The organism is Sulfuriferula multivorans (assembly GCF_003851125.1).
GTDB lineage: Bacteria > Pseudomonadota > Gammaproteobacteria > Burkholderiales > Sulfuriferulaceae > Sulfuriferula > Sulfuriferula multivorans.
The window spans coordinates 25,514-38,734 of record NZ_BGOW01000033.1; the positions used below are offsets into that span (position 1 = coordinate 25,514).

The 13,221-nt window shown below is 57.2% G+C and carries 14 protein-coding genes; 5 read left to right on the plus strand and 9 right to left on the minus strand.

Translation table 11 applies throughout. The annotated features are described in order from the left end of the window. Positions 1 to 46: 46 nt before the first annotated feature. From EI185_RS14070 to moaA, 7 genes are all read right to left on the minus strand, one after another. Positions 47 to 415, minus strand: coding sequence for a DsrE family protein (locus EI185_RS14070; RefSeq protein ID WP_124705787.1), 369 nt, complete (start codon positions 413 to 415; stop codon positions 47 to 49). Between the two features lie 91 nt (positions 416 to 506). Then, complete coding sequence (gltX, locus tag EI185_RS14075; RefSeq protein ID WP_124705788.1) at positions 507 to 1,910, minus strand: glutamate--tRNA ligase; 1,404 nt, start codon at positions 1,908 to 1,910, stop codon at positions 507 to 509. 53 nt (positions 1,911 to 1,963) lie between these two features. Next, entirely contained in the window at positions 1,964 to 3,412 is a 1,449-nt protein-coding gene (glgA, locus tag EI185_RS14080) for a glycogen synthase GlgA (protein WP_124705789.1), read from the minus strand. Between the two features lie 9 nt (positions 3,413 to 3,421). Further along, complete coding sequence (mnmA, locus tag EI185_RS14085; protein ID WP_124705790.1) at positions 3,422 to 4,483, minus strand: tRNA 2-thiouridine(34) synthase MnmA; 1,062 nt, start codon at positions 4,481 to 4,483, stop codon at positions 3,422 to 3,424. Beyond that, positions 4,476 to 5,021 (minus strand): hypothetical protein, encoded by a 546-nt coding sequence (locus tag EI185_RS14090; protein WP_124705791.1) that lies wholly within the window; start codon positions 5,019 to 5,021, stop codon positions 4,476 to 4,478. The genes mnmA and EI185_RS14090 overlap by 8 nt, the downstream gene beginning before the upstream one ends. Further along, positions 5,018 to 5,464, minus strand: coding sequence for an NUDIX hydrolase (locus EI185_RS14095; RefSeq protein ID WP_124705792.1), 447 nt, complete (start codon positions 5,462 to 5,464; stop codon positions 5,018 to 5,020). Before EI185_RS14095 ends, EI185_RS14090 begins: the two co-directional genes overlap by 4 nt. A 53-nt stretch (positions 5,465 to 5,517) precedes the next feature. After that, on the minus strand, positions 5,518 to 6,510 hold the full coding sequence (moaA, locus tag EI185_RS14100) for a GTP 3',8-cyclase MoaA (protein ID WP_124705793.1): 993 nt from the start codon (positions 6,508 to 6,510) through the stop codon (positions 5,518 to 5,520). A gap of 54 nt (positions 6,511 to 6,564) precedes the next feature. Between moaA and mobB the strand changes: the two genes are divergently transcribed. The 5 genes from mobB to EI185_RS14125 all read left to right on the plus strand — a co-directional run bounded on the left by mobB (position 6,565) and on the right by EI185_RS14125 (position 10,317). Further along, positions 6,565 to 7,074, plus strand: coding sequence for a molybdopterin-guanine dinucleotide biosynthesis protein B (gene mobB, locus EI185_RS14105; protein ID WP_223247865.1), 510 nt, complete (start codon positions 6,565 to 6,567; stop codon positions 7,072 to 7,074). Position 7,075: 1 nt separating this feature from the next. Then, positions 7,076 to 8,278 (plus strand): molybdopterin molybdotransferase MoeA, encoded by a 1,203-nt coding sequence (locus tag EI185_RS14110; protein WP_124705795.1) that lies wholly within the window; start codon positions 7,076 to 7,078, stop codon positions 8,276 to 8,278. Beyond that, the gene (gene moaD, locus EI185_RS14115) at positions 8,275 to 8,532 is read left to right on the plus strand and encodes a molybdopterin converting factor subunit 1 (protein WP_124705796.1); all 258 of its coding nucleotides are present in this window, start codon (positions 8,275 to 8,277) and stop codon (positions 8,530 to 8,532) included. Before EI185_RS14110 ends, moaD begins: the two co-directional genes overlap by 4 nt. Continuing rightward, positions 8,532 to 8,984 (plus strand): molybdopterin synthase catalytic subunit MoaE, encoded by a 453-nt coding sequence (moaE, locus tag EI185_RS14120; RefSeq protein WP_124705797.1) that lies wholly within the window; start codon positions 8,532 to 8,534, stop codon positions 8,982 to 8,984. Before moaD ends, moaE begins: the two co-directional genes overlap by 1 nt. A 154-nt stretch (positions 8,985 to 9,138) precedes the next feature. Next, positions 9,139 to 10,317 carry an MFS transporter gene (locus EI185_RS14125; protein WP_124705798.1) on the plus strand — a complete coding sequence of 393 codons (1,179 nt, stop codon included), beginning with the start codon at positions 9,139 to 9,141 and terminating at the stop codon, positions 10,315 to 10,317. Between the two features lie 359 nt (positions 10,318 to 10,676). Here the strand turns inward: EI185_RS14125 and EI185_RS14130 are convergent, their stop codons facing one another. Both EI185_RS14130 and EI185_RS14135 read right to left on the minus strand, forming a co-directional pair. Beyond that, a complete protein-coding gene (locus tag EI185_RS14130) occupies positions 10,677 to 11,309 on the minus strand; it encodes an OmpW/AlkL family protein (protein WP_124705799.1) in 633 nt (210 codons plus the stop codon). Between the two features lie 240 nt (positions 11,310 to 11,549). Beyond that, entirely contained in the window at positions 11,550 to 13,178 is a 1,629-nt protein-coding gene (locus EI185_RS14135; RefSeq protein ID WP_223247856.1) for a sigma 54-interacting transcriptional regulator, read from the minus strand. Positions 13,179 to 13,221: the final 43 nt, after the last annotated feature.

Below are 13,221 nucleotides of genomic sequence, written 5' to 3' on the forward strand. Positions count from 1 at the left end.
AAAGCGGAGCATCAAGCTCCGCTTTTTTGTTGAGAGTAACCTGAGCTTAGTAGGTCAGAGTTACCACATCGTCATCCATGGCTTGCTGGATGACGTAGGCGCCGCCCACGGTTTCTTCGATTTCTGGGATCAGGTCATCGCCCCACAGTTCTAGGGTAGGGGTGCACACTTTGAAATGCACGCCGGCTTCATGGGCATCCTTGATGAAGTCATACACGCTCTTGGGTGAGCCTTCCTTCACGAACAGTTTTTCTGCCACGCCTTTAATGGCCAGTTCGCCGGAACGAGCGGTCAAAATCACTTCGACTTCATATTCCATCGCAGCGGCAACAGTTGCCTGAAAGAAAGGTGCGCCCAGTTCAGAACCGTTCGATGGGTCCGTGTTGACCAGCATAATCATCAGTTTATCAGCCATACTTCAATCTCCACATGCAAAAAATTAGGGGGTGATCTCAAGTCAAGAATTGAGATTATAACAATAAAACTGAATACTTATGAATAGCTATTTAGTCGTTAAGCTTTGCCAATTGTTTTTGTAAACGGCCGATCACCGTCTCACGCCCAAGCAATTCAAGCGTGGCGTCGATGCTGGGAGTCTGGGTTACACCCGTGACCAGAAGGCGAAGCGGCATGGCAATCCCGGGCATTTTCAGCCCCGAGTCCGCCACCACGGTCTTGAGCGCTTCCTGGATAGACTGGCGCTTCCAGTCGATCAGCATGAAGTTGTTGGTCAGCGTAGTCAATGCAGGAACCGCTTCTGGAGACAGATGCTGTGCGAGTTGTTCCGCGGAAGGCTCTATATAACGATAGAAAATCGTTGCTGCATCAGCAAGTTCAACCAGGGTATTCACGCGATCCTTTAATAGCTGCACCACGTCTGACAGTGCCGGGCCATTCGCAAGGTTTCCGCCATCGCGTAGCAGAAAAGGGGTAGTTAGCTCGGCCAGACGCGCATTGTCAGCAATTTTCAGATATTGCTGGTTGATCCACAGCAATTTTTCCGGGTTGAACTTGGCGGGGGAACGGCTGATGGCTTCGAGGTTGAACCATTCGACGAACTGCGCCATGGAAAATATCTCTTCGTCGCCGTGCGCCCAGCCCAGCCGCGCCAGGTAGTTGAGCAGCGCCTCGGGGAGATAACCGTCTTCCAGATATTGCATCACGCTTACCGCGCCGTGGCGCTTGGATAAACGCTCGCCATCGGTACCCAGTATCATCGGCACATGCGCGTATTGCGGCAGGGTCGCACCCAGTGCCTTGAGGATGTTGATCTGGCGCGGGGTATTGTTAACGTGGTCGTCGCCGCGAATGACCTGGGTAATATTCATGTCCCAGTCGTCCACCACCACGCAGAAATTATAGGTAGGCGTGCCATCGGGGCGAGCGATGACCAAATCGTCCAGTTCGCTGTTGCTGATCTCGATGATGCCTTTGACCAGATCATTCCATGCAACCGAGCCATCCAGCGGGTTTTTGAAACGCACCACTGGTGCGATGCCAGTCGGAGGTGCAGGTAAATCTTTACCCGGCTCAGGCCGCCAGCGGCCGTCGTAGCGCGGTTTGAGTCCGGCTGCGCGTTGCTGCTCGCGCATGGTTTCAACTTCCTCCTTGCTGGCGTAGCAATGATAGGCGTGGCCGCTGGCCAGCATCTGTCCAATGACCTCCTTGTAGCGTGCCATGCGCTGCATCTGGTAGAACGGGCCTTCGTCATAATCCAGACCAAGCCAGTCCATGCCTTGCAAAATGGCCTCGACGGATTCCGGCGTGGAGCGTTCAAGGTCGGTATCTTCGATACGCAGGATAAAAGTGCCGCCGTGCTTGCGGGCATACGCCCAGGAAAACAGCGCGGTGCGCGCACCGCCAATATGCAAATAACCAGTCGGGCTGGGAGCGAAGCGGGTACGAATCATGGGATGGGGCGGATAGGTAAAGTCATCATTTTACGCGAAACGGGATGCGGGCATCAGCCTGCCAATATGCTTTGGTACAGCGTCTGATATTGACGCGCGCTCGCCTTCCAGCTGAAGTCACGCGCCATGGCGTTCTTTTTCACCTGGCTCCATTGGCGCGGGCTATGGTAACAATCCAGTGCTCGACGTACCGCGGCGAGGAATGCTGCCGGAGTGGCTTCGTCAAACATGAAACCGGTGGCGCTGCCGTCTGCGAGCGACATGCCGGTGGTATCGGTCACGGTATCGGCCAGGCCGCCGGTGCGGTGCACTACCGGCGGCGTGCCATAACGCTGGCTGTACATTTGATTCAGTCCGCAGGGCTCGAAGCGGGACGGCATGAGGAAAATATCTGCCCCGGCTTCAATGCGGTGCGCGAGGCCTTCGTCATAACCAATGACAACGCCCACCTGCGCCGGGTATTCCGCGGCAAGCTGGCGCAACCGGGTTTCCAGCAGGGCATCGCCACCACCCAGTACCATGATTTGTACGCCTGCCTCGATCAGTTGAGGTGCAATGGCCAGCAGCAAATCCTGGCCTTTCTGATGTGTCATGCGGCTGATGACCCCGAATAGAGGCGTTTCCTTGCTGCCGGTCAGTCCATGTTCTATCTGTAACAGGCGTTTGACGGCTGCTTTTCCGGACATGCGGGCAGGGTGATAATGGCGGCACAGGTGTGGGTCGGTGGCCGGGTTCCAGTCGTCGGTATCAATGCCATTCACAATGCCGGTGAGCTGCGCGCGGCGATGGTGCAGCAGCCCTTGCATGCCGAAGCCGAGGGCGTCGTGCTGGATTTCTTCAGCGTAGCTGGGGCTGACCGTGCTGAGGTGGTCAGCGTAGTATAAGCCGGCTTTGAGGAACGACAGGTTGCCATAGTATTCCAGCCCCTCGATGCTGAAGCTGGCTGACGGCAACCCCAGCTCGGTGAGGGTGTGCGGCGGGAAAATACCCTGATAGGCCAGGTTGTGGATAGTCATCAGTGTGGCTGCCGGGCGTGTGCTGCCATGGTGCAGGTAGGCAGGAACGAGACCGGTCTGCCAGTCGTTGCAGTGCACGATATCCACCGGCCAGCGCAACGGCGAGGCGGCACTGCCCAATAGCGCAGCCACCGCCGATAGCAGCCCAAAACGCAGATAATTGTCTGGCCAGTCGTGGCCGGTGATGTCCTGGTAGGGGCCGCCATGGCGGTTGTAATAACCGGGATGTTCGATCACGATCAACGGCACGGTGCTGTCCGGCATGATGGCGCCATACAGACGCAGCGCACCATGTACCGGGAGCTCAAGGCTGGCGAGCAGGGTTTTATCGGGTAACGCGGCCAGCACCTTGGGATAACCCGGGATGAGCACGCGCACGTCCAGGCCGAGCTTGCGCAGCGCGGCGGGTAGTGCGCCGCTGACGTCGGCCAGGCCACCGGTTTTGGCGAGCGGGTAAATTTCTGAAGTAGCAAAAAGAATATTCATTGATGGCCTTTATTGAATAATGCCGCCGCCCAGGCATACATCGCCGGCGTATAGCACCACAGACTGGCCTGGAGTGACCGCCCATTGCGGCGTGTCGAAATCCAGCACGCATCGGCCTGGCTCGAGCGCGTCGAAGCGGCAACTGGCGTCGGCCTGACGGTAGCGGGTCTTGGCCGTATAGGTAAGCGCCATATCGGGCGCGGAACCGGCTATCCAGTTGAGGTCTGCGGCGTCCAGCCGAGTGCTGAACAGCAGCGGGTGATCGTGTCCCTGAACCACGATCAGGCGATTCTCCGGCAGGTTTTTGCCTGCCACAAACCAGGCCTCGCCGGCACCGCCTATCCCCAGCCCTTGGCGTTGTCCCAGCGTATGGTACATCAGGCCCTGGTGGCGTCCGACCACGCGCCCGTCCGGCGTGCACATATCACCGGGCTGGATCGGCAAATAACGTTGCAGGAATTCACGAAACGGACGTTCGCCGATGAAACAAATGCCGGTGCTGTCTTTTTTGGCGAAATTGGGCAGCCCGGCCTCCTCGGCGATACGGCGGACCTGCGGCTTGGTCAACTCGCCCAGCGGGAACATGGATTTGGACAGCTGCGCCTGATTGAGACGGTACAGAAAATAGCTTTGGTCCTTGGCAGTATCCACGGCTTTGAGCAGTTCATGGCGCCCATCCACCTCGTGCAACCGCGTGTAATGGCCGGTGGCGATGCGTTCCCCACCCAGGCTCAGGGCATGGTCGAGAAACGCCTTGAATTTGATTTCCGCGTTGCACAGCACATCCGGATTGGGCGTGCGTCCGGCCTGGTATTCACGCAGAAAGTAACTGAATACCCGATCCTTGTACTCGGCACTGAAATTGACTGCTTCTACATCCAGCCCGATGACATCGGCCACCGCCAGCACATCGAGAAAATCCTGGCGCGCCGGACAGTGCTCGTCGTCTTCATCTTCCCAGTTTTTCATGAACAAACCGGTGACGCGATAGCCTTGCTGCTTGAGCAGCAGTGCGGTGACTGCGGAATCCACGCCGCCCGACATGCCGACGATAATATGCGGCTTAGACATCGGGGGAGGCGCCTTTAAGCCAGTCTTGCAAAGGGTAAATGGCGGCGGGGTGGCCGTTGTCATAAAACCATGAATCGACCGCGTATTCCTGCTGGGTGGTGCGGTCCATGATTCGCGCCGCCCAATGCTCATTCACGATCAAGGGTGAGCGTTCCACGCGGCCGAGTACGGTGTGAAAGCGTAATAAACCCAGGCGTTCCAACAAGGTGAGATATGCAGTGGTATTGGTTGAATGGTCAATGCAATCCATGCGCCCATCGACGCCGTCGTCATTGACATTGCCGCCCCTGTCGCGCCAGGTCGGCGTCTGCTTGCCGGCAAATTGCTCAAACAGGCCAATGGCCTTGGCGATCGCATTGCGCTCGGCTGCCGGGGTGGTTGCGCTCTTGAATAGCTGGCGCAACTTGCGTATTTGTTGCGGACTGAAATCCACTCTGGCCTGGCTGGCGCAACCGTAGTTGTAACAGACGCTGATATCCACCGCCCAGGCAGGAATACTGGCCAGCAGGCCGAGGCTCAGTACAACGGCGCGCATCATGCGTAGTGGGTCAACAGCGCCAACGGATAGCGTTTGCCGGCCAGGTAATCTTCCATACAGCGGATTACCAATGGACTCCGATGGCGGTTTTGCTGAGCGCGCATCTCATCCGGGGTTTGCCAGACAGTGCGTAAAATGCCTGTGTCGAGACTGCGATCGGGCTCGCTGCCGGTGATTGCGCCGGTGAAGGCAAAACGCAAATAAGTGCGGTCCCGCCCAGCCTGATGCCACTGGTAAATTCCCAGCAAGGCATCCGGAGCAAAGTGACAGGCCGATTCTTCCAGCGTTTCGCGTATTGCTGCGTCAATCAGCGACTCACCCGGGTCAAGATGACCGGCGGGTTGGTTGAACAGAATCCCGTCATCGGTTTGTTCTTCGACCAGCAAGAAACGGCCATTTTGTTCGATTACGGCGGCGACGGTTACGTGGGGTTTCCAGATCATGCGAAGCAGGATGTAATGAGAGTTGCCTGCAATTTTACCGCAAAGTCTGTTGGCTAGCCCCCGGTTGCAGACATGAAGCGCACGATCTTGTTCGGTTGTTCGCGGAATTCATGGCGTTCCGGCTTGAGTTCCAGCGCTGCACAGATGGCATTTTCCAGATCGACATCGGTTGCCCCGCCGCGCAACAGGGGACGAAACTCGAATTTTTCTTCCTGTCCCAGACACAGATAAAGCGTGCCGTCCACGGACAGGCGCACACGGTTGCAAGTGCCGCAAAAATGTTGCGAGATGGGGGTGATGAAACCCACAGAAAACTGTCCATCCGGACTGCCCAGATAACGCGCCGGCCCACCGCCCTGAAATGCCGTATCAACCAGGCCGAAACGCGCCTGGATACGTGCCTTGACTGGCTGCAGGTCGAGATACTGGGTATTACGGCCGGTGTCGCCCATCGGCATCGCTTCGATCAGGCGCAGCACGAAGTTGCGCTCCATGCAGAACGCAACCATGGCGTCGATCTCGTCGTCGTTCACGCCGCGCATCGCCACCATATTGATTTTGATCGGAGCAAAGCCTGCCTGCTGCGCGCTGGTCAGGCCAGCCATGATCTTGTGCAGCACGTCGCGCCCGGTGACGGCCTCGATGCGTTCGGCGTGCAGGGAATCCAGGCTGACGTTCAGCCGTGTGACACCCGCAGCCTTGAGCGCGGTGGCGTGTTTGTCCATCTGGGTGGCATTGGTTGAAAGCGATAGATCTTCGATGCCCGGCAAGCTGGCAATACGCGCAGCGAGCGCGGGCAAATCGCGGCGCAGCAGGGGCTCACCGCCGGTGATGCGCACACGTTTCAGGCCCAGCCGGGCAAATGCGCCAAGCAAACGTTCGATTTCATCAAACGTGAGCCAGTGTGCGGGCTCCTCAAAATCCTTGAATCCTTCCGGCATGCAGTAGCTGCAGCGCAGGTCGCAGCGGTCGGTCACCGACAGGCGCAGATATTCGATGCGGCGGCCAAATCGGTCGGTAAGATTGGGTATGAGCGTAGCAGACATGGCTTTGCAGGCAGTCGTTATGTTGTATAGAATATAACGCTATATGAGGCCAAAATCAAAGAAAAATCGCGAATGAAAATCCTGGGCTTGGCAGGCTGGAGCGGCGCAGGCAAGACCACGCTGATCGAGAAGCTCATTCCGCTCTTTGTGGCGGATGGGCTGAAAGTGACGCTGATCAAGCAGACGCACCACGATGTGGACATCGATCAGCCTGGCAAGGACAGCTGGCGCGCGCGTCAGGCCGGTGCGCACGAAGTGCTGCTGGCATCGGGTCGGCGCTGGGCGCTGATGCACGAGATCCGTGACGGCGCAGCGCCGGGTTTGCAAGACATGCTGGCACGCTTGGCGCCGGTGGATCTGGTGCTGGTGGAAGGCTACAAGCGCGAGGCCATCCCCAAGCTGGAAGTGCATCGCAGTGCCAACAATCAGCCTTGGCTGCACCCTGGCGATGCGTCCATCGTGGCAGTCGCCAGTGATGTGGCGCCGCCGGGCGGAATAAAGCATCTGGATTTGAATGATGCTGTCGCTATTTATCGATTTATCCGAATGACAGTAGGAGTTTGAGGTGCTGACTGTAGACCAGTTATTGGAAGAATTGCTCAAGCGCGCGCGCGGGCTGACGCAAACCGAGGTAGTGCCTGCTGAACTGGCCTTTGGACGCGTGCTGGCGCAGCCGCAGGTATCTACGATCAGCGTGCCGCCGCTGGATAACAGCGCGATGGATGGCTACGCCGTACGTGCCGCCGAATGTGCGCCGGATGCGCTGCTGGCGGTCTCGCAACGCATCGCTGCCGGACAGGTGGGCGGGGCGCTGGCAACGGGCAGCGTGGCGCGGATTTTCACCGGCGCGCCGGTGCCGCCGGGAGCCGATGCGGTGGTGATGCAGGAGTATTGCAGCGTGGACGGTGACAAGGTGCAGATTAATCACCAGCCCAAATCGGGCGAGAATATCCGCCGCGCCGGGGAAGACATACGCCCCGGTGACACCATCCTGGCTGCAGGCACACGTCTGGATGCTGCCGCGATGGGACTGGCCGCGTCGGTGGGTCTGGCTGCGCTGCCGGTGTACCGGCGCCTCAAGGTGGCCAGCTTTTCCACCGGCGACGAACTGGTGCAACCGGGGACGGCGCTGGGGGCAGGGCAGATTTATAACTCCAACCGTTATACGCTGGCCGGCCTGGTGCAGGGCTTGGGTTGCGAATGGCTGGATCTGGGCAGCGTTCCCGACACCCTGGCGGCCACGCTGGCCGCACTGCAGCGCGCGGCAGCCATGGCCGACGTGGTGATTACCAGCGGCGGCGTGTCGGTGGGAGAAGAAGACCACGTCAAGGCTGCGGTTGAACAACTCGGCAAAATCGACATGTGGAAGGTGGCGATGAAACCCGGCAAGCCGCTGGTATATGGGCGCGTGGTTGAGGCGGATTTCATCGGTCTGCCCGGCAATCCGGTATCCACGTTTGTCACTTTTGTGCTGTTTGCCCGGCCGTTTCTGCTCAAACGCATGGGCGTGGTCGATGTGCTACCCAAAACCTATTGGGTCACGGCCGCATTCGACTGGACGAAACCGGGCCAGCGCCGCGAGTTCCTGCGCGCGCGGCTGCAAGCGGGACAGGGCGGCGAACTGGAAGCGCAGCTATTCCATAATCAGAGTTCCGGCGTACTCACCTCCGCAGTTTGGGCGGATGGCCTGGTGGATATTGACATTGGCCATACCGTCACACGCGGCGAGTTGGTGCGATTTATCCCGTTTAGCGAGGTGCTGGGATGAAACTCAAGGTTCTGTATTTTGCCCGCCTGCGCGAACGCCTGGGGGTGGCTGAAGAAACCGTGGAACTGCCCGACGGCATGGGCATGGTTGCCATGCTGCTCGACGTGCTGCGCGCGCGCGGCGGCGTATGGGCGGAGGAACTCGCCGCTGGCAAGAATTTCCGGGCGGCGGTCAACCAGGATATGGCCGGCATGGAAGCCCCCATTGAAGACGGCGACGAAGTGGCGATATTCCCGCCAGTAACGGGGGGCTGATGAAAATTCTCGTCGATGACAAGGACTTTGACGCCGGTGCCGAAATCACCGCGCTGCGTGCAGGCAACCCGCAAGTCGGCGCGGTGGCGAGCTTCGTCGGCCTGGTGCGTGATAGCAATGCGGGCAGTAACGTGGACAGTATGACGCTGGAACATTATCCCGCCATGACCCAGCGTGCACTGGGGGCGATTGTGGCCAAGGCCGGCCAGCGCTGGGCGCTGCTGGATGTGACGGTGATCCACCGCGTGGGCGAGTTACACCCGGGCGATCAGATTGTGCTGGTGGCGGTGGCCTCCAGCCATCGCGCGGACGCGTTTGCCGCGTGCGAGTTCATCATGGATTACCTCAAGACCCAGGCGCCGTTCTGGAAAAAAGAACAGACCCCTGAGGGACCGCGCTGGGTGGAACAGCGCGCCACGGATGAGCAGGCGGCGGCGCGCTGGACCGAGTAATCGCCAAAAAAATCTGTCGAGGAATATGCCAGGAAAAATCTGGTCCCTACACTCAACATTCCAGACAACAAATAACAGCGCGTGATGGCCTGTTTCTTCCAGGCCAGGTTTCCATATAGCGGCTGCCTTCCAGACCATCAGTTGCAGAGTGAGTATGCACAAGTCATCCAGGCGCAATTTTTTTCTCCTTATCTGCGTGATCGGCGGCTTGGCAATACTCAGCTCAACGATGTCGAAGACACCCGTATTGCCCCTGTTTTCAAAAGCTCTGGGGGCAAGTCCAGCGGAAATCGGCTGGATCGTCATGGCGTCGACTGTTCCAGGCATATTGATCAGTTTTCCTGCCGGGGCGTTATCCGATTATCTGGGCAAGCGCAGCATTATCTATGCTGCGCTTATTGTGTTTGCCACGGCACCTTTTCTTTACCTGCTGGTGAGCGATGTTTGGCAACTGATAGCAGTGCGTTTCTATCATGGCTTTGCCACCGCCATTTTCGGCACAGTGGTCAATGCTGCGATCGCTGAAAGATATGTGCAGGATAGGGCGGAAAAGCTTTCGGCTTATTCTTCCGCCACCATAGTCGGACGTTCCGTCGCGCCATTCCTGGGCGGCTTGCTCATTTCTCTGGCGAGTTTCCGGATGGTCTATCTGGCCTGCGGCATCAGTGCCGTATTGGCGCTGGCACTCGGATTTCTGCTCCCGGCCGAATCGAATCCCGCTACCCGAAGCCATCCCCGCGATCACTTCGTGGAAAGTCTGAAAACGGTGTTGAAAGATCGCTATATCCTGGCCACCAGTCTGGTCGAGGCCGCACTGTACCTTGTCTTCGGCGCGGTAGAAGCATTCCTGGCATTGTTCGCTTCATCCAAAGGTATTCCCGCCTGGGAGATCGGTATGATCCTCGGGGCACAACTGCTCAGCATCGTCTTTTTGAAACCATTGATGGGAGTCCTTTCTGATAAGACGGGCCGCGAGCGCGTTATTATCCCTGGCCTGATCGTGGCAGGGATAAGCGTCCTGCTGCTGCCGCATTTCCCCAGCGTGTTTGGTTTGATGTTTCTGATTTCGATATTTGGCATCGGTTTTGCCGCTGTCACTTCGTCTACTTCCGCGCTGGTGGCAGACCTCACCAAAAACGGTGCGTATGGTTCTTCGATGGGTGTGCTGAGCACTATCATGGACATCGGTCAGTCCATCGGTCCGGTGCTGACGGGCTGGATGGTCGGCCGGCACGGATATACCGCCGCTTTTTACCTTCTCGCGGCGATCCTGCTGGCTGTCGCGATATCGTTTGGATATATCGCGTGGGTGCGAGTTAGGCATAGACGGTAACTCAGGCACCTATAGTCCAATATAGTGAGTGAGCAACTTAAACGGCCAAATTTTCTCCCACAAAAAGTGCTCTACCGGAAAGCCTAGCGTTAATCCCAGCCAAAAGCTCACGGACAGCAGCACTGTTTTAGACTTGTGGTAGCACTTCACCATCAGGCCGTTTTCGTCCATATGCGTATGAAACATCTTAAATTCCTTCGTCTTGTTGTCGACCGTTGTGTGCAATTTTACGGCTCCAAGCACCTGACTCAGCGTGGAATCGCGTCTTGTGAACTGATTAAGCCGTTACGCTGTTTTATAGTGCCAAGGCGTTACGTCCCGTTGCGGAAGGCGGGTTGAGATAGGGTGTGATCTGTGCGTTAAAACTTCCACCCAAAACCGACCCCCAGCACTAGCGGGTCGAGCCGGACATGGCTGACCGTGGCGCCAGTCGCTGCCAGCTTTACGTCAGAGCTGATATAGATTTTCTTGACGTCGAAATTGATGAATTTGTTTTCGCCCACTTCCACATCGAAACCCGCCTGGAGTGCGCCGCCCCAGCTACTCCTGCCCATATCCAGTTGCCCCACGCCGGGCACACTGAGGTTGACGTCGGAAAAATGCGTATAGTTGATCCCCGCCCCCAGATAAGGTCTGAATTTTCCATCCGGGATGAAATGGTATTGAACGGTCAAGGTGGGAGGCAGGTGCTTGGCGGTTCCGATCTTTGTCCCATTCAAGGAAACGTCATGCCTCTGGGGATAGGTCAGTATCAATTCCAGCGCGATGTTGTTCAGCAAAAAATAGCTGAGATCGATTTCAGGCGCCCATTTGTTATTCAATGTAATCGCATTGGCAGGCACACCTAGCGCCGGGATGGGATCGGACTGGTTTCTGGGTTGAATATCAAGCGCGCGTATGCGGACCAGCCAATCCCCCTGATCTGCATGGGCTTGTGACTGCACTATCGTCAAGACACCGAAAACAAATGCCGGATATAAATATTTTTTCATCACTTTCTCCCTGGTATGAACGACAAGCTACAGGGGATAAAGCAATGCTTATGCCATAATTAATATTGTTATAATACAATCGATTATGATATTTATCGGCGGGATCATCAGAAGCTGAACTTCCCACAAGCGAGAGTGTTTAGAAACAAAACACCCAATAAACAAGGGAAATTGGATACGAAAATAATTTGCCCGATGGGAAATTTCATTTCTTACTTTGCCATGGAAGCTCGGGGTTGGTCACTTGCCTTTATCCATATGTACGACTTTGAGCCTCACCTGGGAGCGATAGCTGTTGGGATCCATGCTGTGTAAATTGAGCTTCTGATGGATCGCCCTGGGCGTCACACCTAAAGACTTCGCTACCTCGCTGACATTGCCATGGAAACGGCTAAGTGCCTGCCTGAGAATGAGCGCCTCCACCTGCTCGCCTGCCCGCTGTTTCGCCTCCTTGAGCGACAGGTCAGCGGCCTGCATCGCGCTTGCCGGCGCATCGCTGCCGGTTTTTGGAAGCAGCAGCTCGGTCATGATCGGACCAGGTGAGAACAGGAACGAGCGCTCCAGTACGTTCTCCAGTTCGCGCACGTTGCCAGGCCAATCGTACTGCATCACCCGCGCTATTGCGGCCGCGCTTAATGCTTTGATGACTTTGTTGTATTTGGTGGAGAGCTGCGCAAGGATGTGATTGACGAGCGGCAAAATATCCTCGCATCGTTCGCGTAGCGGCGGGAGAAGAATGGGCACCACGTTGATCCGGTAATAGAGATCCATCCGGAAAGTCCCCTCGGCAATGAACTTGTCCAAACGTGTACCGGCTGCGGCAATTACCCGAACATTTGCGGACAGGCGCTGCTTCCCGCCTACGCGTTCGAACTCGCCACCCTGCAGCACGCGTAGCAGGCGCGCCTGCGCAGCCAGTGGCAAGGAATCGATCTCGTCCAGAAACAGGCTTCCGCCCTCGGCCTGTTCAAACAGACCGTGATGAACTTCGTAAGCGCCGGTAAACGCACCGCGCTCATGTCCGAATAGCGTGGTTTCGACCAAATTTTCGGGTATTGCGCCGCAGTTTACTGCAACGAAATTCCGGTTCCAGCGTTCGCTCAATGCGTGGATGCGACGCGCAATGACCTCCTTGCCCACGCCGGTCTCACCGGTAATCAGCACGGTCGCGGTGGTCGGCGCCACGACCTTGATTGTCTCCAGTGCATTGAGCATGGCCGGGGACTTTGCCACGATGAAAGGTTTGTCGGCATTCTCGGGCTGGTTCGGGCTGGCACCGCACCAGACTTTTCCGTCGCGCCGTTCTCTAATGATCTGCGCTTTGACTGTTGCTCCCCGGCCGCGGATGACGCCCTGTTCGCGGTGATATTCGTCTCCTTCGAAGTCGGCGGCAATCCTGGGGTCGGTATAAATGCGCGCCTCGCACATCCCGTCTCCCACCGCAATGCGTTTGTCCAGGATCACTTTCGCGTAACCGAAGTTACGTGCGGCAATCCCGCCGAATACGCTGGAGGTCATCTTGCACAGCTCAGGCGCCTGCATGACTGCATCCCCGAAAGGGCAGCGCGTATTGACCACGCGCACCATATCCGGCTCGCTTGATGCACGCGAAAAATTTCCGCCGATCTTGTTCTTGATTTCCACGATCATGTCCGCGTACTTGTCATGATCCAGAGGGCCGTCTTGCGCCAACTCCTGGCGATACGCGGTTTCAAAGCAGCCGCTCGCGGTGAGGCCGAGCTGTTCGATGTAATTCAAGCGGTCATTTCCGTTGCCGCCCCCCATCTTTGCGCTGACTTCGACGCTCTGGGCAACAAAGGTTTGCAAAAACAGGATGGGATTCAGATGGGAAAAAAGCTTATCGGGCACAGTCATTCTCCTCAAATCCGACACCGCTATCGTAAGTCGCCAT

Coding starts and splice junctions, on each gene's coding strand:
- EI185_RS14130 (WP_124705799.1), bottom strand. CDS start 11,309: ATGAAAAAATATTTATATCCGGCATTTGTTTTCGGTGTCTTGACGATA.
- moaD (WP_124705796.1), top strand. CDS start 8,275: ATGAAACTCAAGGTTCTGTATTTTGCCCGCCTGCGCGAACGCCTGGGG.
- EI185_RS14095 (WP_124705792.1), bottom strand. CDS start 5,464: ATGATCTGGAAACCCCACGTAACCGTCGCCGCCGTAATCGAACAAAAT.
- moaA (WP_124705793.1), bottom strand. CDS start 6,510: ATGTCTGCTACGCTCATACCCAATCTTACCGACCGATTTGGCCGCCGC.
- EI185_RS14125 (WP_124705798.1), top strand. CDS start 9,139: ATGCACAAGTCATCCAGGCGCAATTTTTTTCTCCTTATCTGCGTGATC.
- gltX (WP_124705788.1), bottom strand. CDS start 1,910: ATGATTCGTACCCGCTTCGCTCCCAGCCCGACTGGTTATTTGCATATT.
- EI185_RS14070 (WP_124705787.1), bottom strand. CDS start 415: ATGGCTGATAAACTGATGATTATGCTGGTCAACACGGACCCATCGAAC.
- moaE (WP_124705797.1), top strand. CDS start 8,532: ATGAAAATTCTCGTCGATGACAAGGACTTTGACGCCGGTGCCGAAATC.
- EI185_RS14090 (WP_124705791.1), bottom strand. CDS start 5,021: ATGATGCGCGCCGTTGTACTGAGCCTCGGCCTGCTGGCCAGTATTCCT.
- mnmA (WP_124705790.1), bottom strand. CDS start 4,483: ATGTCTAAGCCGCATATTATCGTCGGCATGTCGGGCGGCGTGGATTCC.
- glgA (WP_124705789.1), bottom strand. CDS start 3,412: ATGAATATTCTTTTTGCTACTTCAGAAATTTACCCGCTCGCCAAAACC.